Below are 21,762 nucleotides of genomic sequence, written 5' to 3'. Positions count from 1 at the left end.
TTATTTTAAAGAGCAAAGCGCACACACTTTTTAAGTGTGTGCGCTTAAAGGATGGTTAGTGTGGTAGGCGCTTATGAATAACCATATCCGTATAGTACTCATCGGTAATTTTGTATTTTTTTAAGATCAAGCCAAGCAGTGCATGAAATACACCAGGAATGATAGTTAGCATCAGTGCTAAGCCCATAAGGGTAAATTCAGTTTGCTCAACGTTAGGCTTGTACTCAAAAAATGCCAGTAATAAACCACCCGCTAAGCCCGCTAAACCGCCCCCGGCTTTTTGGCAGAATGAAATACCACCAAACGATAGGCCCGATGCACGAACGCCGTCTTTAATTTCACCGTAATCAACGGCTTCAGCAATGGCAGACCAGAACACTGGCGCGTGTAAATCAACCACAAATGACAAGATGATATACAGCACAAACGCCATCATTACATCACCTGGCTGCACCACAAAATACATTAGCAATGAGATGAATAGCACAGCAATTTGTGATTGACGGAATAACTTCATTTTACAGTAGCGCTGGGTGATCCAGGTGCTTGCTACCATAGAGACAATAGATGCTGCAATACCCGCACTAGTAAAGGCACCTGCTAAATCAGGCACGCCTAAATAATAGGTTGCGTAATACATAGCAACACTGCCGCGAATAGCATAACCAAGCGTACCAAGTACACATGCCGCACACAGTAGTAACCATTGATCGTTTTTAAGTAGCACTTTTAATTGCGTAAGCACACTTTCTTTTTGCGGCTCGTGAGTAATACGTTCGCGCGTTGTAAAAAAACAAAATAAGAACAGTGCAACGGCACATGCCGATACCAACGCCATTGCCAGTTTATAACCATACGACAAGCTGCCATCTCCCCAATATGATGCAAGCAGCGGCACTGAAAATACAATCACTACATTGGCAATCTTAGCGAAAAACATACGGTAGCCGTTGGCTGACAAACGCTCTTTTGGATCGGCGGTTAAGACACCAATGTAAGAAATATAAGGAATAGCGACACCGGTAAACATTAAGGTTGCGAAAAGGTAAGTCGCATAGGCCCAAGCTAGTTTCATGTTGTAGTCAAAATCAGGCGTAGTAAAGAGTAAAATCACCGACAGACCATAGGGCACAGATAAAAATAAGAACCAGTGACGGAACTGACCCCAACGCGTTTTCACTTTATCGGTGATCACTCCCATTAAAGGATCGGTAAAGGCATCAACAAAACGCGCCACTAAAAACAACACACCCATATCAACCGGATCAAGTCCGTAAATATCGGTGTAAAAGAAAGACATAAAATAAAATAACGCTGCTACCATGACATTCACTGCCATGTCACCGGCACCAAAGCCGACCTTTTCTACAACGGATAATTTTTGAGATTCCATACAACAACACCCTAAATGGTCAATAATGAGCCACGCTCACTATTTCGAGCAATGATGACAAGCCTTCAACACTGCGTATAAAATAAATTTACAGCCTTAGATAGTACACAGCTTGGCCATTGCGTTCGTTATTTTTGTAAATTTAATGCTAATTTAATTAATAGTATTATCATACTAATTAAATCGCAACTCTTTTCGACCGATAGCAAATACTCGCTTTACGAATAAAAAACCCCAGCAGAGCTGGGGCTTTTGGGTCTAATTAAGAATTAGAAAGAATAACGTGCACCCAATGCAAATGTGCGTGAGTAAATACCATTACCAAAGTTAAATAACGTGTCATTATTTTCACCGTAATGGCTTTGATATACATCATCAAGAATATTTGTTGCATCAAAGGTCACAACAAAATCTTCATTCACATTGTAGCTAAATTGAAAATCTAAGCTTTGCTCTGGACGATTCCAGAACTGTAAAGGATTAGCAAAGATTGCAGCTTCATTACCGGTGTAAAACTCTGAACGCCATACATAAGATAAACGCATATCGAACGCATCACGCTCGTAGATACCCACGATACTGTAAGACTCGTCAGAAACACCGGCCATTTGTGAATCAACATAGCCTGAAATTTCACCTAGCTGATTGAATTCAGGTGTATCTTGTGATGAATCAAGCATGGTGAAACTAGCTTGCACACCTAAGCCATTTAAGTATTCAGGTAACGCTTCAGGGAAGTAAACTAAACCAACTTCTAAACCAGACAGCTCACCATTAGAAGCATTAACGGGTGCACTTAATACGTATGGACGTGTTACGCCATCATCACCTTCGCGTACAACCTGCTTACGACCCGCAACAACCAAACCTTCAATTTCACGCTTAAAATAAGCGGCATAAAGCGAGCTTGTATCTGCAAAGTACCATTCAAGTGATACATCGTAGTTCTTTGATTCTGTTGGTTTAAGATCTGGGTTACCACCGTTACCAGTGCCATATGTCGCCCCTTCAGTAAGTGGATCAAACCAGTACTGTAATGCATTTAAATCAGCGAAATTAGGCATACGAAGGGTTTCGGTGTACGCCACACGACCCACTAAATCATCTGTGATATTCCAGTTAAGTACCAAGCTTGGTAATAAGGCATCGGTATCTGCGTTTGCTGAACTTTCTTCGAATACATTTGAGTTCATCCCACCGACTTCAGCAACAAAATCCATATCTTGCTCATAGCTGACATAACGTAGCCCGAATTCACCGCTGATATCTTCTGTAATGAAAAAGTTAGTCGTAGCATAAAGTGCGTATGAGTTTTCTTCGATATCAAATGTTTTGTATACGTCTTCTGCTTCCATGCCATATACACTACGAACAGCACTACCATTATCTAGCATGTAACCGCCATCAGCTGTGACGAAGCTGTCAAACACATCAGCACGACCATCAAAGTAGTCATCAACTTGGAATACAATGCCTGAACCATTGCCAGCTCCACCTGCTGCTGCAATTTGCTCAATTAAACTCTCAACAGAAGTAATAATAGCTATTCCGTTTTCATCTCGAATAATGGCATCTTGAGCACGAGTGTACTCTTGTGCTGTACGTTTTTCGTAACGACCACCAAATTTAACTTTATCGAAATATGTGCCACCAATTAGGTATTCTGCATCAAAGGTAAAAGTCAGCGCATCACCAGCATTACCGCCGCCGTTATCGTAAACAGTACCTGCATTCCAGTTAGCAATTGCAGCCATATCAGCTTCATTCACCGCAGTGTTTGGATCGTCCCAAAATGAAATACCAGGTACACCATCTTTATCATTAAAATCAACATCAAGACCCGTCGCTACGCGGTCAAAGCGCATTGCGAAGAAATCTGTTTCGTATTCACTGTCTTGGTAAACAACTTCAGTATTAATTGTTAAATAATCACTTGCTTGCCACTGGGCACCAAGTGCATATAAGTAACTGTCTGTCTTACCGTATGAGAAGTCACCACTTTGGAAGCCACCTGCGCCAATTGCCTGCTTCTCTTTAATCACATTAGTGCCATCGAAAACAATTGGCGTATCAATATTACCATTGCCATTTTCAAAGGTGTTTGAGAACCACATCGCATTTTGTGACTCATTTTCGTAACCGGTATAAAAGCCTTCTGCAGTAATTTCAAGTGTATCGACTGGTGCCCATTGCAAAGACACTGAAGCCGCTGGTCGCTTACGAAGGCCTGTGAATGAAGTACCAAATATTGCATCACGTGCTAATAGGTATTCGGTCGGTTCTCCATTAACATCTAATGTCGATCCTGAAGCAGTAGGAAGACCAGACTCTGTACCTTGTGGCCAAAACTCATTTGGTACGCGTGAATAGGGTGAGTAATTGAATTGAGGTTTGTCAGTAAAAAATGGAAATGCAGCACCCGCCGTCATTGTGTCGTCGCGATAATGAGTCTCTGCATAAGAGATATTAACGAGTGCTCCAACCTCGCCCACACCGTCGATTTCCCAACGGTTAGATAATAAAGCACTAATATTTGGATCAACTTCATCAGGCTGATCAGAATAAATTGCACGCGCTGCTAAAACGACTTTTTCGCCTTCAAAGTTAAAAGGACGGTGCGTTTTAATGTCAATAGCCCCAGCAATACCACGTTCAATCTGATCTGCTGAACGCGTTTTATAAACAGTGACGCCTGATAAAAGGCTCGCAGGAATGTCTTGTAGTGATACGTCACGGCCCGCCCCTGTAAAAATAGCACGGCCATTAACGGTTGTATTTACATCGGTTAAGCCACGAATTGAAACTTGACTCACTTCACCCGCACCACGGCCAGTTGTTTGTACACCTGTTACACGTTGTAATGCTTCAACTACGTTATTATCAGGAAACTTACCAATATCTTCAGCAACAATAGCATCGACTATCTGAACGCTTGCACGTTTTTCATCTAGCGCTTTGTTTAAACTGCCGCGAATACCAGATACCTGAATCACTTCCATTTCATCAGCGCTATTCTCAGGAGTGCTTGGTGCTTCTTCTTGAGCAAAAGCAAATTGACAAGTAAATGCCATAACTACAGCACTGGCTATGTGTGTTCTTTTAAACATAAGCGGTGTTCTCCAAATTATAGTTATATCGGTCCGCTGAACTTTCCCCATTCAGTTACCGAAGCGAGATCACTGTGTTGTGCATCGTGTGTTGTCAAAACGGTGCGCGAGTGAATCTACGTTTTTATGTTAATACTTTGCTGCCTGAACTTTAATCATATTGTATGACTATTTGACAGTCAACTCAAAATGACAAATTAAAATAAGTGTCGCTATGTTTACAAAAACGCTTTAATTATAGCACGTTACAAATATATGAAAGACTGTTCGCCAATATAAAAAGCTACATAAAGGTCATAATAATCATTAAGATATAGATAAAAGACACATTACCTCAATTCAATTTTAATTTATAAGAAGCAACAAAAAGAGCTAACAAGTTATTTACCCAGCAAATTTTGATGCTACTATTATTGAAATACAATAATACAATATCAACTTGCTTTTTGCTGCACTTAGCTGAATTGTTGCGATGTAAACAATCAGTTACCCAGTATAATTTAACGTACAGTGCGTATGACTTGGGCCGTTTAGGTTAGATTTTAGTGTGGACAAAGCAATAGCTCGAACAACAATTATTAGTCAAAGAGGACACTCATGAAGAAACTCAAAGCTTTAGCACTGCCTTTACTTTTCTCAAGCAGTTTAGCCGTTGCACAGAACCCATTATTTACTGATGTATTTACTGCCGATCCTGCCGCACTTGTACACAACGACACTGTATACCTTTATACAGGTCATGATGAAGCCCCTAATAATGATGTCTTTTTTGAAATGCATGACTGGCTGGCTTTTTCTTCTACTGATATGGTGAATTGGAAAAAACACGGCCCAATTATGAAAGCCACTGACTTTAAATGGGCTAAAGGCGAAGCATGGGCTTCACACATGATTGAGCGTGATGGCACTTTCTATTTCTTTACCACAGTGCGCCACAATGATACAAAACCCGGTTTTGCAATTGGTGTTGCAACCTCTAAATCACCAACAGGTCCATTTAAAGATGCCATTGGCCATGCGCTTGTGACCGATGACATGACCAAACATACGCCAAATGATTGGGACGACATCGACCCTGCTATTTATACAGAGGAAAACGGCGATACTTACATGTTCTTTGGTAACTTAATGCCAAAATACGTTAAGCTAAGCGACGACTTACTGTCTCTTGATGGTGAAATTAAAACGCTAGACTTGCCTAACTTTACCGAAGCGTTATGGGTTCATAAGAAAAACGATAACTACTATGTTTCGTACGCATGTGAGTTCCCTGAGAAGATCTGTTATGCCATGAGTAAAAGTATTCACGGACCTTGGGAGTATAAAGGAATCTTGAATGAAATAGCGGGTAACAGCGAAACAAATCACCAATCAATCATCGAATACAAAGGTAAAGACTACTTTATTTATCATACTGGTGCAGTGCCACCGATTGATGGCAAACCAAGTGGCGGACGTTTTCGTCGTTCGGTCGCTATTGAGCCACTTTACTACAATGAAGATGGCACGCTAAAGCGCATTATTATGACCACTGAAGGCCTCAGTAAACAAGACAAATAATTTCAAAAAAGGGCTCTTTAGGAGCCTTTTTTTATTGTTTAAATGTAATACAAATAAACACATTCCTCGCCTTCTTTTAGCTTAATATTAAATTTAAAAAACTAAATATAGCTCATAAAACATCAAAATCAGCCTCTCAAAAAAATTAAAAATACGCCTGTAAACATTGTAAAACATGAAACCCTGCGTTTACATCTTAATTACCTTTGCAAAAGTATTTGCACATTTCAAATCGTACTATAAAATTACAATACTACGTTCTTATTAGTTTGATATAGGCACGCGGCAATTTTATTGACAACAATCGAATAAAAATAATCCCAGTTTCAAGAGGACACATAAAATGAAATTAAATAAATTAGCCATGCTCATAGCTTGCTCTTTGGCTGTTACAGGTTGTGGTAAAGAAGAGGGTACTAAGCTTGACTCATCCCCTGCGGTTGCCGAGCCACAAAGCGCAAAACCAAGTGTAAGCAGCAGTGTTCAATACACTGAATCTGGTAGCGTCATGGTGGCTAATGTAAGTGTGCACGATCCTTCAGTCGTTAAAGTTGACGACACCTATTATATTTTTGGCTCTCACCTTGCAGCTGCTAAATCTACAGATCTCTTGAACTGGGAAATGATTTCAAGCCTTTCATCTAATGCAGCAGTTAATGAGAGTCCACTATTTGATTTCAACTACACCACTGAAATTGCCGAAGGTATTGAGTGGACAGATGGCTTCACAGGTAACTGGGCAGCAGATGTAATCAAAGCGCCAAATGGCAAATTTTGGTTTTACTATAACCACTGCGCACAAGATAACCCTGATACACCGGATGTTGTTGATGAAGTGTGCTGGAACCGCTCTTACCTTGGCTTAGCCGAAGCTGACAGTATTGAAGGCCCTTATAAAAACAAAGGTATTTTCTTACGTAGCGGTTATCGCTCTGATGCTGAATTTACAGCTTATCCACTTGATAACGGCCAAACGACATGGAATGGTGCCGTTGATCCGAATGCTATTGATCCAGCGGCATTCTATGATGCTGATGGCAAACTTTGGATGGTTTATGGCTCTTACTCTGGCGGTATTTTCGTGCTAGCAATGAATGAAGAGACCGGTATGCCAGAAGCAGGTCAAGGCTATGGTAAAAAACTAGTAGGCGGTGACTTCCGAGCAATGGAAGGTGCATTTGTGATGTACAGCCCCGAAAGTGAATACTACTACTTATTCTACTCAGTAGCTGGTTTTGCGCTAAACGATGGTTACAACATCCGTGTCGCTCGCTCAAAAACACCTGATGGTCCATACCTAGATAACGCAGGTAACGACATTGCTGCAATGGGCGGACTGGAAGTGGGCGAAAAACTAATGGGTGGCTTTGAGTACACGCAAGAACTTGGCGAAACAGCACCAGCATGGGGCTACCAATCACCTGGTCATAACTCAGCTTACTACGATGAGACGACAGGTCGTCATATTTTAGTAACGCATACACGTTTCCCGCAAACATCGACTGAGTTCCCAACCATTTCAGAAGCGCACCAAGTTCGCGTACATGAAATGTTTATTAACTCATTAGGTTGGCCAATGGCTTCACCACAACGCTATGTGCCGCTTGAAGGCGACAACATGGTTGTGGCAGATGAACTTTACGGTTATTACAAGTTTATCAACCACGGTAATGAGGTTAACACCGACGCTATTCGTTCAACGCATATTGCGCTTAACGAAGATCATTCTGTTACCGGTGATGATCCAGGTATCTGGTACATGATTGATGACTCAAATATTAAACTTGAGTTAGATTCTGGTACTTACTTTGGTGTGGCTAAATGGCAATGGGATGATGCAACTAAAGCAATGGCCGTTACTGTATCGGCAACATCAAGCGAAGGTGCAACCATTTGGGCAAGTAAACGTGATGAAATCACAGATACTGCAAATGTGCTTGATACTGTTCAAGAAGCGCTTGATATTAAAACTGAATTATCGATTGCAGACGAAGGCTACTCATTACCGACAAAAGGTAAAGACGGTGCAGCAATTAACTGGGAGAGTAGCGATGAATACTACATCACCAGCGAGGGTTCGGTATTTATTCCAACGCCAGATCGCGGCGATAAAGCAGTTACTTTAACTGCGAATATTTCGCTCAACGGCGAAAGTACAACCAAAACTTTCAATGTAAACCTTGAAGCCCGCCCAGAATTTAAAAACGCGATTGCACACTACGCATTCGAAGATTCACTCAGCGACGGCTTAAACAACCTTGAGGATGCCCATGTAACTGATAACAACATGCTCAATGTTGGCGTAGGTACAGCCACATATGCACAAGGCCAAACAGGTAAAGCCTTTAACTTCGATGGTGCAACGGGTGTTCGTTTACCTGATGATCTTGTCACTGGCGATGAGTACACCATTTCATACTGGCTAAAACCAACGGTTTTAACTGACTTCTCACCAACGTTTTTTGCGGCAACATCGGATGCTCGCTGGATGAGTCTAATTCCGGGTAATACACACTTTACCTCAACACCCATGCTATGGAGCCGTTATCAAGAAGAAGACGGCACAGATAACTGGAATCAAATAATCTCAGCAACACCAGCAATGATGGATTGGAACCATATCGCCATTACCTATGCAAATGGTACAGCAACACTATACCGTGATGGTGAGCTTGCAGGTAGCATGCCGCGCCCTGACTTTTTTAGTACACAAACGGGCAACTTTGCGCTAGGTGTAAACTATGGCTGGGACTTACCGTTCCAAGGTCAAATTGATGAGTTTATTGTGTATGACTACGCACTCAATAGCTTAGACATTAACGGCGCAGCGATTAACAACTTAACTGATTCAACTCAGTTTGAAGGCTTTATCACAAATGCCCTTGATTTAGGTGACTTATCTGCAGTACGAGAAAGCTTTGAATTACCTCGCGTTGGTCCGTTTGTATCAGGTATTAGCTGGACATCCAACAACGAACAGTATTTAAAACCTGTCAATGGCACAGCTATTGTCACTCAGCCAAGTGCGACAGCTGGCGACCAAGTTGTGACATTAACGGCCACTATTCGATATAAAGACTTCACTGATACCAAGTCATTCGATGTAACCTTAAAATCACTTGCACCAGCTGAATACAGCTTTGAAGGTGACTTAAGTGCGCTAAATGATGCCTACGCAGCTGGCAAACCAACTGGTGGTTTAATTAATAATACTGGCGGCAATGTTACTTATGTAGATGGCATTATAGGCCAAGCCGTATTTCTTGACGGTTCGGGGGTTCGTTTACCAGATAATCTAATTACCACCAATGACTACTCTGTATCTATGTGGCTTAAACCAGAAACCTTCACTGATTACACGACAGCATTCTTTGCAGGAGCAAGTGCAAATTCATGGCTAAGTTATGTTCCATCAATGTCTGGAACTGCACTTACCCGCTTATGGGCAAATAACGGCGCATTCTTCGATAATGCTGAGTTAGATAGTCGCATTCCTCTTAGAGAATGGACACATGTTGCATTCACAGTCGATGGTACGAATGGTAATGCTTTAAAAATGTACGTGAATGGTGAACTGCAACTAGAAACAAATGGTTTTCCACGTGTATTTACAGTCCCTGGTGAAACCAACGAGTTTGCACTCGGTGTTAACTACTGGGACACCCCCTACAACGGGGCTATTGATGAACTGAAAATTTTCAACGGTGCAATCAGTGCTGAAGAAATAAAAGCACTCTTTGACGCAGCTTCTGCACAAGAAGAGTAACGGATAAGGTGAGCTGTCTCACCTTACTTATGTGTTGTCAGGAAAGGCCGAGTGAAAACTCGGCTTTTTTCTTACCTAAAACAAAATAATCATTCATTATTAAGTAGATCTGCCGATAAGTAGATTACCAATACATTGGCATTTTATGGGTTAATAACTAACTTATACACAATGCTACTATTTAAAGGGCGTACTATGAACTTTCGGAACTGGCCTATAGCAAAACAAATTGGTGCACTCGCATTTATATTATCCTTATGTGTATTCTCCATCGTTGGTGCCTCATCTTATTTCAGTGCTAAAACAATTTTAACTAATAAAAGTGAACATACGATCAAGGCTAACCTTAACCAAATATCATCTCTGCTCGAACTTCAATATAACAGCTTACTTGCCATTGCACGGCGAAATGCAAATGTATTTAGCGATATGTACTCTGGTTCAATTACGTTAAGTGAACAAAAAACACAAGTCGGTCAATATCAGGTTCCGTCATTAGCGCATAACGGCGAATTAATTAATAACAATATGAATACGGTCGACCGTTATGCAGATCTGACAAAAGGCAATGCAACAGTTTTTGTAAGAGATGGTGATGATTTTTTCCGTATTGCCACATCATTAAAAAAAGACAATGGCGAACGCGCTGTAGGTACTTACCTAGGAAACAAGCACCCGGGTTACGAAAAGCTCATTGCGGGAGAAGAATATGAAGGGTACGCTAAACTCTTCGGGAATGAATACATGACCGTTTATAAGCCCATTAAAAATAGTACTAACCGAGTCATAGGTATACTTTATATTGGCTTTAATATAAACGACTCTCTTAATGCCCTCAGAGAGTCTGTTGCAAGTCTAACAATAGAAGAATCAGGAAAGCTGTTACTATTCAATAATGCCAATAACACAATTATTGTAGGTCCGCATAGTCAATCAGGAGAACAGTTAACAAAACAAACCTTGCAAGGATTGCCGATTGAGCAAACCAACTCAAACGAACATGTCTATTATACCAGCCAACAAGGTGAAACGATGTTTGCACTTGCTAAAAAGGTAAAAGGCTGGAACTGGACACTACTCGCTCGCGTAAAAGCACATGAGCTAAATGACGAAAGCTGGCAATTAATGCGTGTAAATGCACTGGCATCTCTCGCCGGCATAATCATGATTACCCTTCTATTATTTTGGGGGCTAGTAAAGACGCTCGCACCACTAAAAAAACTAACCAAAACAGTTGATGCTCTGGGTAAAGGTGACTTATTGCAGTATATTGAAGCCACTAACCAGCCTAGTGATAATGAAGTTGTAACGATTACGGCAAGTGTGAGTAAAATGTCTGTGGAGCTTAAAAAGCTAATACTGGCTTTACAAACATCAATAGTACAACTTGAAACACAAGCATCTGCGGCTCACCACTTAGCACAACAAAATGGTCAAGAAGCCCATGAAATGATGGCACAAACCGCACAGATTGCAACGGCAATAGAGCAAATGTCGTGCTCGATAAAAGATGTTGCACATAATGCCACTGAAGGCGCGAACCAGACACTTCAAGTTGATAAAGATGCCCAATCAGGACAAAGCCAATTAACGCAAGTCATCAATGATTTAATGCTGCTTAGTCAGCAACTTAATAACAGTCATGATGCGGTAGAAAAAGTGAATGATGCTAGCAATGAAATAAGTAAAGTGACTGAAGTTATTAATGCCATTGCTGAGCAAACTAATTTATTAGCGCTAAATGCAGCAATTGAAGCGGCCAGAGCAGGTGAACAAGGACGAGGCTTCGCAGTTGTTGCCGATGAGGTCAGAACTTTAGCTCAGCGCACACAAAAATCGATTGTCGAAATAAGCCAAACTATCGAGCAACTACAAAGCCAAGTTACCATGGCGGCAGAAAAGATGAAACAAAGCCAGCAGCTAGGGCTTAAGTCTTCAGAAGAAGGCAAAAAAACAGGAGAGCAATTAGAGTCTATTACCATCAGTATTGGGGAATTAACCCGCTCCTCAAGTAACATTGCTGAAGCAACCGATCAGCAAAGCACGGTTGCACAAGAGATAACACAAAACCTTCATCAAATAAGTCAACTTGCAAAAGACAGTGAATCTCGTACCCAAGGCACAATAAGCTCTGCTGACGACTTAAAAACCCTTGCCGAAGGGCTCAAACGGCAAATTAGTTTCTTTAAAGCAGATTAATCAAAACCTCGATACCAGTTTGTCGGTATCGAGGTAACAGCTCCAGTGCTACATTAAATAAAAGCTAAAGAAATAGTACCCATTGCCGATACTAATTTATCCTTCACTTATACTTAACCGCGATGAATATTAACTCGTTAGCGCATGCCCTGAACATAGATAACCAAAAATCGACGGCAAAAGACGATACGACATCCGACTATCGTTTCTCTATTGCTGAGAGAGCAACTCTTTCTGGACAACAAACAGCAGAAACAAAAGCGCAAGAAAAAAAGAGTGAACTGCCAGCTGCAATTCAAAAAATGCTCGCCCAGTTAGAACTTTTAAAAGAACAACTTGAGCAAGCAAAAGAGCAACTTGCAAAACTACAAGCCTCAGAAAACCAACAAGATGATGCAGTTAAAACACAAATCGAAATACAACTTGAAATAGTCATGGAGTTACAAAACCAAGTTATGTCACTAAGCCAAGCTATCGCAGATGCAATGAAAGAGGCCGGTATCAGCGATCCAGGGGTATTAATTAGTGCGCTGGTGTGAAAATGAGCGCAAAAAAAGCCACTCATAAATGAAGTGGCTTTGGTTGAGTCGATTTATTACTTATAACTTAATTTGGTTCACGCAGATGGAACACTTGGCACTTGTTACCTAAATCAGGTTGTTGTGCAAAGTTAGTGTTTTCCGCTAAACCACAGTTACTTAAACCAAGTGCTTGTTTTGTGTAGCGGTTGATAAGCATAACACCACCACCTTCTACTGGAGCAATGCGCCACTGTGCTGTTTTCGCTGCACAGGAAGCCATTTCTACGTTGGCACCTGGTACTAAGGCATTATCAGCTACCGCAGCACAGAACTCGCTGTCAGCACTTTGTTTAAGGCTTACATAGCCTGTATCTGTTGGTGTGAAGAACCATTGCTGTGCATCTTTATGCGTATAAGCTTGTTGCTCAACATTAGTACCTGCTTTAACTGTATCTGCCACGCTAAGTGCTTTACCACTTTGTTGACTTAATACAACAACACTGCCCATTGGGCGTAATTGCCAGTCACCACACGCTGTTGCGTCGCTTTGCTGTAAAACCGCTTGGTTTTGTGCGGCAGAACAACCAGCAACCGCTAATGGCTTGCCTGTGTAACGGTTAGTAATAGATACATTACCATCTGTGCTTGGTGCTACTTTCCATTGCTGGCAGAAGTTATTACGCCATGCTGCAGATTGTACTTTGGCGTTATTTGCGTCATTACAGCTTTCAAGCTCTAAGAACTTGCTGTCTTCACGGTTAGCTAAACGAACAAAACCATCTGTTGTTGCATCAATAACCCATTGACCATTGGTGCTTGCACACTGACGTTGAACTGCACGTGCATCTTGCGGATCAGCTGCAATGTCTAAACATAAGCCGCTTGTTGCATTCACTAATTGATAACGTTGACCTTGCACTCGCGTGACAAGAGGGCCGTACTCACCTGATGGCGGTGCTACTTCAACGCCTGGTGTTAATGGTTTACCAAAGCTTGGCGTGCCATCGTCATTCCAAGTAAATTTTTGCGCACGTAATGAACGAGTCGCACTACAACCGTGCTCTACCGAATCATTACCGTGGTAAACTAACCAGTCTTCTGTACCGTCTGGCGACGTGAAAAAGCCGTTATGACCAGGGCCAAACACTTCTTCTGTACGCTCAAATACAGGTTTGTCGTATTTTTTCCAGCTGCTCGCTTTAAGCGGATCGTCACCAACAAGCTCAAGCATACCTAGTTTGTAATCTGGGGTATTACAGAAGCTCGCTGAGTACGTCATAAACGTACGACCATTGTGCTGTAAAATTTCAGCGCCTTCAGTTACTTTACGGCCACTGATTTCCCAATCTAGCTCAGGACGCGTGATCACTGTATGCGGTGAGTTCTCTTTCAGTGTCCACGGATCTTCCATTTCAGCAATAATGTTTAATTGCTGATCGCCTTGCCATTGTGAGTAGATCACATAGAGCTTGTCTTTGTATGTTAAGTAGTTACCGTCGATGTTCCATACGTTAGGCATTAATGCGCCCTTGTATTCGTATGGACCCATAGGATCGTCACCGGCACTTTCTAATACATTTAAGTGTTGGTTATCTAAAGTGCCATCAGTACCAGCTGTGTACATCATGTACCAACGGTAGCCGTTTGGTCCTTTTAGGCGATGGAACTCAAACGCCCAGAAGTTACAACAACGCTCAGGGGTTGAATCAGACCAAACATTGACAGGTGTTGCATCAGCAAGGCCAGCGAGTGTTGGTGATTTACGCATCACTAACTCAGATGTCCATGTTGTTGTGGTTAGGTAATAGTTACCATCCCAGTACTCAAGCCATGGATCGGCACCATTAGGAAAAAGTGGGTTGGTAAAAATACCATTATCTTGGATTGGCGCTTTTTCTGTGGCTGCCACGTCAGTTTTCTTAGCTGTGTTGTCTTCAGCTGTAGTCTGACAGCCCGTCAGAGCGCCAAACGACAAGGCAAATAGGCTAGCTAAACCGGCCTTTTGCATTGCGCTTTTAAGCTTTGTTGTTTTCACGATTGTGTTCCTTTATTTTGTACCAAATTCGTACACGATGCGTGTTGAATACACGTCACCTGGTAGTAATGTTGTGCTTGGGAACGTCGGCTGATTTGGTGCATCAGGGAAATGCTGTGGCTCTAAACAAAAACCACTTCTCATGTTATGCACTAAGCCAGACGCTTGCACAGTACTACCGTCTAAGAAGTTACCTGAATAAAACTGTACTGCAGGCTCTTCTGTGTAAACAGTTAACGTACGGCCAGAATTTGCTTCATAAACCGTCGCTGCTTCAATAAGTTCATTGCTTGGCGTATCTTTAAGCACAAAGTTATGGTCATAACCTTTACCAAGTTTCAGTTGTTCGTTGCTTGCTTTGATATCTTGACCGATTGCTTTAGCAGTACGGAAGTCAAACGGTGTGCCAGCCACATCCATCAACTCACCAGTTGGGATCAAGCCGCCATCCACAGGGGTAATTGCTTTTGCGTTAATTTGCATTTGGTGATCAAGAATGTCGCCTTTACCCGCTAGGTTGAAGTAGCTGTGTTGCGTCATATTGATGATGGTAGGCTTGCTTGTTGTAGCAATAAACTGCATATCTAGCGTGTTGTTGTTCGTTAGCGTGTAAGTCACTTCTGTGGTTACTTCACCTGGGTAACCTTGGTCACCATCAGGGCTCACTAAACTTAGGGTAACACCGGCGCTGTTTTGCGTCGTGAACGGTGTCATGTTCCATACTTTCTTATCGAAACCTTGCACACCACCATGTAAGTGGTTGTCACCATCGTTAGTCGCTAATTGATATTCAGTGCCATTTAACATGAATTTACCGTTTGCGATACGGTTACCAAAACGACCGATGATTGCACCGTAGTAAGTTGTCGCTTTTGTGTACGCTTCTAGATTATCTAAACCCAGTACAATATTACCCATTTCGCCTTTGGCATCCGGTGTTTCAATACGCGTGATAATGCCGCCGTAGTTGATCACATCAACGCTAATACCATTGCTGTTAGTCAACGTTACTTGATTAACCGGCGTTTGATCAGCCAGTACGCCATAGGCCGTCATTGATGCTGAAGGGGAAGTAGTCATGTTATCTCCTTGATGAGCACAAGCTGGTGTAAGGGCAATCCCGCATGTCACCAACAATGCATAAAGCCCGCGCGACTTTTTCGTGTTCGAACTGGCTGTTTGATGAGTTGTTTTTAAACCTTGGAAAACACATTGCAATGACATATGAATAACCTTTTTGTAATTGTATTTATAGTTTTATAATACAAATAAGGGTGTCATTGCAACTTTAATCGCTAAAGTTGGATTTTTCCGTTTTTCACCATGATGCAATCCATCCCCGCACTTTTGGCAGCTTGATAACCAATTTGCGTGTCTTCAAATACCACACATTGGCTTGGCTCAACACCTAATTGCTCTGCCACTTTTAAGAATGTTTCTGGGTTTGGCTTGCCTTTACTTACATCACTTGCAGTGACTAACGCACCAATTTTATTTATTAAATTGGTATCAGTTAGATGATCAATTGCATGCTCGCGGTCAGCCCCCGTGCCAACGCCCATAGGCAATACACCATGGTACTTTTCAAGTACTGCGACGGTTTCGTCAATCACCAGTGGATGATGCTGTAAATCAACCCAAAACTGATGTTTATCTTTTGCCACAGCCAGAGGGTCATGATCTAAACCAAATTTTTCGTTAAGCATTTCAATTGTTTTAACGGTCGGAATGCCACCTAAGCTGTACATGTAGTCGTAATCGAATGGGTAGCCATAGGCTTCGCAAGCTTTTTGCCATGCCTGTAAGTGACTGCCCATTGAGTCAATTAAGGTGCCATCCATATCAAAAATAATGCCTTGGTAGGCGCTTAAATCGATCATATCTACTCCTAAAATGTTTCGCTTCACAATAGCATAAGCCAGCGAAGAGCGAGGCTCATCACTGGCTTAATCGACAACAAAATTTGGGGTGAACGTGCTCACACACAGCACGTTCTAGTACATAAAGTACTAATTCTTACAGGCCACGTTTTAGCATGTAGTAAGCTGCGTTATGACGAAGCTCTGTTTTGAAACTACGGATCGTCGTATCGTTATCGATGATCATCGTTTCAACGCCAGCCATTTCAGCAAAATCGATAATCATATCGGTTGTTACTGCTTGGCTGTATGCAGTATGGTGTGCACCACCGGCGTGGATCCATGCAGCCGATGCTACAGATAGATTTGGTTTTGGTTCCCAAAGCGCTGAAGCAACTGGTAAGTGAGGTAAATCAGCTGGCGGAGCCACTGTGTCTACTTCGTTAATAAGAATACGGAAACGGTTACCCATATCAATTGGTGATACGTTGATTGCAGCACCCGGTTTTGCAGTAAACAATAAACGACCTACATCACATTTCACACCGATAGTGTGTTGGTGAACTTCAAGGCGTGGTTTTTGTGCTGCAATTGAAGGACACACTTCTAACATGTGCGCGCCAAGTACTTGGTCAGTCTCACCCATGTTGTAAGTGTAATCTTCCATGAATGAACAACCACCGTCACGGCCTTCACCCATTACTTTCATGATGCGAACCATAGCAGCTGTTTTCCAGTCACCCTCACCACCGTAACCATAGCCTTTCGACATTAGGCGCTGTGTAGCAAGACCTGGAAGACCAGAAAGACCTGATAAGTCTTCAAAACAGTTAGTGAATGCTTTAAAGCCGCCTTTCTCTAAGAAACGCTCCATACCAAGCTCTAAACGTGCTTCGTTGCGTAGCATTTTCACTGCGTAATCGTCTTGTAGAGTTTCGTCAGCAATTACGTAGTCTTGCTTATAAAGCTCTAACTGTGCATCAACTTCTTCTTCAGTGATAGTATCAACCACTTTTACAAGCTCAGCGACACCAAACGCATGTACTTCATAACCAAAGGTAATTTGCGCTGAAACTTTGTTACCTTCAGTAACCGCAACTTGACGCATGTTGTCGCCAAAACGCGCAACTTTAAGTGTTTGGCTTTCTGCCCAACCTTTTGCCGCACGACACCAGTCATCTAACTGCTGTTGTACGTCAGCACGTTGCCAGTGACCTGCAACAACTTTACGCTCTTTACGCATTACAGTACCGATGAAACCGAACTCACGGTCACCGTGTGCACTTTGGTGCGTATTCATGTAGTTCATGTTGATATCAGACCAAGGAAGGGCTGCATTGAACTGAGTATGAAGGTGTAACCAAGGCTTACGTAATTCGCTTAGGCCAGCAATCCACATTTTCGCAGGTGAGAAAGTGTGCATCCATAAAACTAAACCAACACAGTTAGGATCCGTATTTGCCGCTTGGCAAACAGCGTGAATTTCTTCAGGTGACTTAACGGTAGGCTTACATACCAAGTTTACTGGTAGGTTCGCTTCGCTGTTTAAGCCCGCTACAATTGCTTCGCTGTCTTTGGCAACCGTTTCTAACACCTTAGGACCATAAAGATGTTGTGAGCCGGTAACAAACCAGACTTCTTTCGTCATCGTCGTCATGTTAATAATCCTCTAAATTCTTGCTATTTGCTCTGACCGTAATACGCGTTTTTACCGTGCTTACGTAGATAATGTTTATCCATCACTGCTTTTTTAAGTTCAACTGCGTGTGGATCTAAAGTGCGTGTTAAATACGCCATGCGTGCAATCTCTTCGAGTAGTGCGGCATGGTATACAGACTGAGCGGCATCTTTACCCCACGTGAAAGGCGCATGACCCGCAACAATCACCATAGGTGCAGCTTTCGGATCGCGGTCTTGATACGCATCAGTAATTTGAATACCGGTTTCTAATTCATAATCGCCATTCACTTGCTCATCGGTTAGTTCACGAGTACAGGTGATGTCACCGTGTACATAGTCAGCGTGAGTTGTGCCAAGGCAAGGAATGCTTTGTTTTGCTTGCGCCCATGCAGTTGCATAGGTCGAATGCGTGTGTGTTACACCGCCAATTGCATCGAAGTGGCGATATAAATGAACATGCGTTTTAGTGTCAGAAGACGGACGCATAGACCCTTCAACAATGTTGTTTTCAAGGTCGACGATCACCATGTCGTCGGCCTTCATTTGGTCGTACGAAACACCACTTGGTTTAATCGCAATCACGCCTTTGTCGCGGTCGATTTGCGATACGTTACCAAAGGTATAAATTACTAAGCCACGACGTTGCAGCTCCATGTTCGCTTCATAGACTTCACGTTTTAGTTCTGTAAAACTCATGCTTTGTCTCCGTTTACATAGCTTGCAAGTGCTTGGTAGTTGGCATAAAGCTCGTCATACACAGCAACGCGCTCAGGGTTTGGTAAATACTGATGACATACAGACGACGCCATAACTTTTTGAGCATCTGCCACTGTTGCGTGCTCACCCGCAGCAACCGCAGCCATAATTGCCGCACCCAATGCACAGCTTTGCTCACTTTCTAAAACGTCGATTGGGCAATTCCAAACATCAGCACAGGTTTGCATTACGTAGTCTGATTTTTTAGAGATACCGCCGATAACAACCACTGACTCGATTGGTACGCCTTCGCTACGGAAACGTTCAGTGATAGCACGTGCGCCAAAGGCAGTTGCTTCAACAAGTGCTTTGAAGAACTTAGGTGCATCAGTGCCCATCTTTAAGCCTGTTAATGCCATGGCAACGCTTTGGTCAGCATCTGGCGTACGACGACCATTTACCCAATCAAGCGCAGTTACATCGTTGCTTGTTACAGGCAGTGCTGCCGCTGCTTTTGATAGATCAACTAAGATTGAATCTTCTAGCTTGTTAACTAACGTTTGTTCAGCGTCAGATAGATTTGTAAGTTGGCGAGTTGGCCAAAGTACTAGGTTTTTGAACCATGCGTATAAGTCACCGAATGCAGATTGACCGGCTTCTAAGCCAATTAACCCAGGGATTACTGAGCCATCAACTTGACCACAAATACCTTTAACGCAAGTATCACCTAGTTGTTCTTTAGACGTTACTGTGATGTCACACGTTGAAGTACCCATTACTTTAGTTAGAACGCCAGGACGAACATTGGCTGCTACTGCGCCCATGTGACAGTCAAATGCACCGTAACCAATCACGATACCTTGTGGTAAACCTAGCTTCTCGGCCCACTCTGCAGTTAAGTTGCCAGCAACTTGGTCGCTTGGCTCTGTGGTTGCATTTAACGTATCAACAACACCATCTAATAGTGGATCGATATTGCTGAAGAAACTGTTTGGTGGGAAACCGCCCCACTGCTCGTTCCACATTTGTTTGTGGCCCGTTGCACAACGACCTAGCTTTAATGCTTCAGGGTGTGTTGTGCCGCACATTAGCGCGGTCATCCAATCGCAGTGCTCAACCCATGAATAAGTGGCTGCTTTAACACTGCTATCAACGCGGAAAATATGTAATGCTTTGGCCCAGTACCACTCAGAAGAGTAGATACCGCCCATGTGTGAAAGGTAGTTCACATCATTGTTAGTTGCAGCTTCAGTGATTTCATTTGCTTCTTTAATAGACGTATGGTCTTTCCACAAAATGAACATTGCATTTGGGTTTTCTGCAAATTCTTCAGTTAATGCCAGTGGTGTACCTTGGCTATTAATTGCTACAGGTGTTGAGCCTGTCGTATCAAAGCTCATACCCACTACTTTGTCTGCAGTACCTGCTGGAACTTGTGACCAAAGACCATTTACTACTTCTACAAGGCTATCAATATAGTCTTGTGGATGCTGACGAAACTGATCCTTACTTGGGTCACAATATAAACCTTGTGCCCAGCGCGGGTAGTTTACTAAATGGCTGGCAAGTTCTTCACCAGTCGCAACATCAACGAGTAATGCTCTTACCGAGTCCGACCCGTAGTCTAATCCCAACGTATAACGAGACATAATTACCTTTCACTAATTGCTTACTAACATTGTTAGTCATTATCTTTATTTGTATGATAATATCAACAATACCAGATTGTAAAGGTATTATAAAAATATTATTAACAGGATTATTTGCTGCTGGCGGGCGATTTATTGCGCAGTTTCTCTGGTAGATTAGATTGTTTTTTCAGCACAAATAATAGGTTAAAGCCACTACATTAACTTTTGTATGATAAGAATGGGATAACTATGTCTAGTCAATTAGAACAACTTAAAGCAGTAACAACCGTTGTTGCTGACACAGGTGATTTTGAAGCAATCAACGAATATAAACCGCAAGATGCAACAACAAACCCCTCACTAATCTTAAACGCGATTCAAATTGAGAAATATCGCCCACTTGCTGCCGAAGCCGTATCATGGGCAAAAGCACAAAGCAGTGACACAGCTGAAGTTGTAACAAAAGCAGCTGATAAGCTAGCAGTATTAATTGGCTCTAAATTAATGGAGCAAGTGCCAGGTTTAGTTTCAACAGAAGTTGATGCGCGTTTATCATTTGATACTCAAGCAACTGTTGATAAAGCACTTGAGCTTGTTGCTTTATATAAAGAGCAAGGTATCGACACATCACGCGTGTTAATCAAAATTGCTTCAACATGGGAAGGTATTCAAGCAGCCAAGGTACTTGAAGCGCAAGGTATCCGTTGTAACCTAACGCTGGTATTTGCATTTGCTCAAGCACGCGCTTGTGCCGAAGTAGGTGCTTACCTAATTTCACCATTCGTTGGTCGTATTCTTGACTGGTACAAAGCACAAGATGTAAGCGCTGATTTCGACGGTGCTAACGATCCGGGCGTTAAGTCAGTAACGCATATCTACAACTACTTCAAAAAGCACGGCTACGAAACGATTGTAATGGGCGCAAGCTTCCGTAACATCGGTGAAATCCAAGAATTAGCAGGTTGTGACCGTTTAACTATCAGCCCTAAGTTACTTGCTGAACTAGCTGCAACTGACGCACCATTAACTCAAAAACTATTACCAGCAACAGAAAAAGCAGAAGCGCCAGTTGCAATGACTGAGCAAGCTTTCCGCTGGGAAATGAATGAAGATGCCATGGCTACTGAAAAGCTAAGCCAAGGTATTCGTCAGTTCGCAATTGACCAAGAAAAACTAGAGTCAATCTTAAGCGAATTAGTTTAAACCGATTGTTTAAGCAGCAAAAAGCCCGCAAACCAAAGTTTGCGGGCTTTTTTATTGCCTGCACATCATCACAAAGGCAGGCTTATCGTGTTGCGATTACGATAATTTTTTA

At 42.4% G+C, this 21,762-nt stretch carries 13 protein-coding genes; 5 read left to right on the top strand and 8 right to left on the bottom strand.

The genetic code is table 11. From position 1 onward, the window contains the following. Positions 1 to 55: 55 nt before the first annotated feature. Positions 56 to 1,393 carry an MFS transporter gene (locus NYF15_RS20820; RefSeq protein WP_371354557.1) on the bottom strand — a complete coding sequence of 446 codons (1,338 nt, stop codon included), beginning with the start codon at positions 1,391 to 1,393 and terminating at the stop codon, positions 56 to 58. Between the two features lie 269 nt (positions 1,394 to 1,662). Continuing rightward, the gene (locus NYF15_RS20815; RefSeq protein ID WP_371354556.1) at positions 1,663 to 4,500 is read right to left on the bottom strand and encodes a TonB-dependent receptor; all 2,838 of its coding nucleotides are present in this window, start codon (positions 4,498 to 4,500) and stop codon (positions 1,663 to 1,665) included. A gap of 597 nt (positions 4,501 to 5,097) precedes the next feature. On the opposite strand from NYF15_RS20815, the gene NYF15_RS20810 reads away from it, so the two are divergent. The 4 genes from NYF15_RS20810 to NYF15_RS20795 all read left to right on the top strand — a co-directional run bounded on the left by NYF15_RS20810 (position 5,098) and on the right by NYF15_RS20795 (position 12,564). Beyond that, the gene (locus NYF15_RS20810; protein WP_054562986.1) at positions 5,098 to 6,060 is read left to right on the top strand and encodes a glycoside hydrolase family 43 protein; all 963 of its coding nucleotides are present in this window, start codon (positions 5,098 to 5,100) and stop codon (positions 6,058 to 6,060) included. A 343-nt stretch (positions 6,061 to 6,403) separates the two neighbouring features. Beyond that, positions 6,404 to 9,826: a LamG-like jellyroll fold domain-containing protein gene (locus NYF15_RS20805; protein ID WP_371354555.1), complete on the top strand. Its 3,423-nt coding sequence runs from the start codon at positions 6,404 to 6,406 to the stop codon at positions 9,824 to 9,826. A gap of 195 nt (positions 9,827 to 10,021) precedes the next feature. Next, positions 10,022 to 12,025 (top strand): methyl-accepting chemotaxis protein, encoded by a 2,004-nt coding sequence (locus NYF15_RS20800; RefSeq protein ID WP_371354554.1) that lies wholly within the window; start codon positions 10,022 to 10,024, stop codon positions 12,023 to 12,025. A 122-nt stretch (positions 12,026 to 12,147) separates the two neighbouring features. Further along, positions 12,148 to 12,564 carry a hypothetical protein gene (locus NYF15_RS20795; protein WP_371354553.1) on the top strand — a complete coding sequence of 139 codons (417 nt, stop codon included), beginning with the start codon at positions 12,148 to 12,150 and terminating at the stop codon, positions 12,562 to 12,564. 67 nt (positions 12,565 to 12,631) lie between these two features. Here NYF15_RS20795 and NYF15_RS20790 read toward each other — a convergent pair whose 3' ends face one another. From NYF15_RS20790 to NYF15_RS20765, 6 genes are all read right to left on the bottom strand, one after another. Next, entirely contained in the window at positions 12,632 to 14,581 is a 1,950-nt protein-coding gene (locus NYF15_RS20790) for an RICIN domain-containing protein (protein WP_237120215.1), read from the bottom strand. Positions 14,582 to 14,593: 12 nt separating this feature from the next. Further along, positions 14,594 to 15,805, bottom strand: coding sequence for an aldose epimerase family protein (locus NYF15_RS20785; protein WP_237120214.1), 1,212 nt, complete (start codon positions 15,803 to 15,805; stop codon positions 14,594 to 14,596). A gap of 71 nt (positions 15,806 to 15,876) precedes the next feature. Next, positions 15,877 to 16,461 (bottom strand): HAD family hydrolase, encoded by a 585-nt coding sequence (locus tag NYF15_RS20780; protein WP_371354552.1) that lies wholly within the window; start codon positions 16,459 to 16,461, stop codon positions 15,877 to 15,879. 136 nt (positions 16,462 to 16,597) lie between these two features. Beyond that, on the bottom strand, positions 16,598 to 18,097 hold the full coding sequence (gene araA / locus NYF15_RS20775) for an L-arabinose isomerase (RefSeq protein ID WP_371354551.1): 1,500 nt from the start codon (positions 18,095 to 18,097) through the stop codon (positions 16,598 to 16,600). Between the two features lie 23 nt (positions 18,098 to 18,120). Further along, entirely contained in the window at positions 18,121 to 18,816 is a 696-nt protein-coding gene (locus tag NYF15_RS20770) for an L-ribulose-5-phosphate 4-epimerase (protein WP_130150893.1), read from the bottom strand. After that, positions 18,813 to 20,465: a ribulokinase gene (locus NYF15_RS20765; protein ID WP_371354550.1), complete on the bottom strand. Its 1,653-nt coding sequence runs from the start codon at positions 20,463 to 20,465 to the stop codon at positions 18,813 to 18,815. The genes NYF15_RS20770 and NYF15_RS20765 overlap by 4 nt, the downstream gene beginning before the upstream one ends. A 231-nt stretch (positions 20,466 to 20,696) precedes the next feature. Here NYF15_RS20765 and tal point away from each other — a divergent pair, with 231 nt between their 5' ends. Beyond that, positions 20,697 to 21,650 (top strand): transaldolase, encoded by a 954-nt coding sequence (tal, locus tag NYF15_RS20760; protein ID WP_371354549.1) that lies wholly within the window; start codon positions 20,697 to 20,699, stop codon positions 21,648 to 21,650. Positions 21,651 to 21,762: the final 112 nt, after the last annotated feature.

The sequence above is a fragment of the Pseudoalteromonas sp. 68 DY56-GL68 genome (assembly GCF_041414825.1).
GTDB lineage: Bacteria > Pseudomonadota > Gammaproteobacteria > Enterobacterales > Alteromonadaceae > Pseudoalteromonas.
Note: the sequence above shows the minus strand (reverse complement) of the source record. Positions and strands in the feature narration are given on the sequence as shown.

Excerpts from the sequence above, each read along its gene's own strand:
- araA (WP_371354551.1), bottom strand. The coding sequence starts at position 18,097 with ATGACGACGATGACGAAAGAAGTCTGGTTTGTTACCGGCTCACAACAT.
- NYF15_RS20800 (WP_371354554.1), top strand. The coding sequence starts at position 10,022 with ATGAACTTTCGGAACTGGCCTATAGCAAAACAAATTGGTGCACTCGCA.
- NYF15_RS20815 (WP_371354556.1), bottom strand. The coding sequence starts at position 4,500 with ATGTTTAAAAGAACACACATAGCCAGTGCTGTAGTTATGGCATTTACT.
- NYF15_RS20820 (WP_371354557.1), bottom strand. The coding sequence starts at position 1,393 with ATGGAATCTCAAAAATTATCCGTTGTAGAAAAGGTCGGCTTTGGTGCC.
- tal (WP_371354549.1), top strand. The coding sequence starts at position 20,697 with ATGTCTAGTCAATTAGAACAACTTAAAGCAGTAACAACCGTTGTTGCT.
- NYF15_RS20795 (WP_371354553.1), top strand. The coding sequence starts at position 12,148 with ATGAATATTAACTCGTTAGCGCATGCCCTGAACATAGATAACCAAAAA.
- NYF15_RS20810 (WP_054562986.1), top strand. The coding sequence starts at position 5,098 with ATGAAGAAACTCAAAGCTTTAGCACTGCCTTTACTTTTCTCAAGCAGT.
- NYF15_RS20770 (WP_130150893.1), bottom strand. The coding sequence starts at position 18,816 with ATGAGTTTTACAGAACTAAAACGTGAAGTCTATGAAGCGAACATGGAG.
- NYF15_RS20785 (WP_237120214.1), bottom strand. The coding sequence starts at position 15,805 with ATGTCATTGCAATGTGTTTTCCAAGGTTTAAAAACAACTCATCAAACA.
- NYF15_RS20805 (WP_371354555.1), top strand. The coding sequence starts at position 6,404 with ATGAAATTAAATAAATTAGCCATGCTCATAGCTTGCTCTTTGGCTGTT.
- NYF15_RS20780 (WP_371354552.1), bottom strand. The coding sequence starts at position 16,461 with ATGATCGATTTAAGCGCCTACCAAGGCATTATTTTTGATATGGATGGC.
- NYF15_RS20765 (WP_371354550.1), bottom strand. The coding sequence starts at position 20,465 with ATGTCTCGTTATACGTTGGGATTAGACTACGGGTCGGACTCGGTAAGA.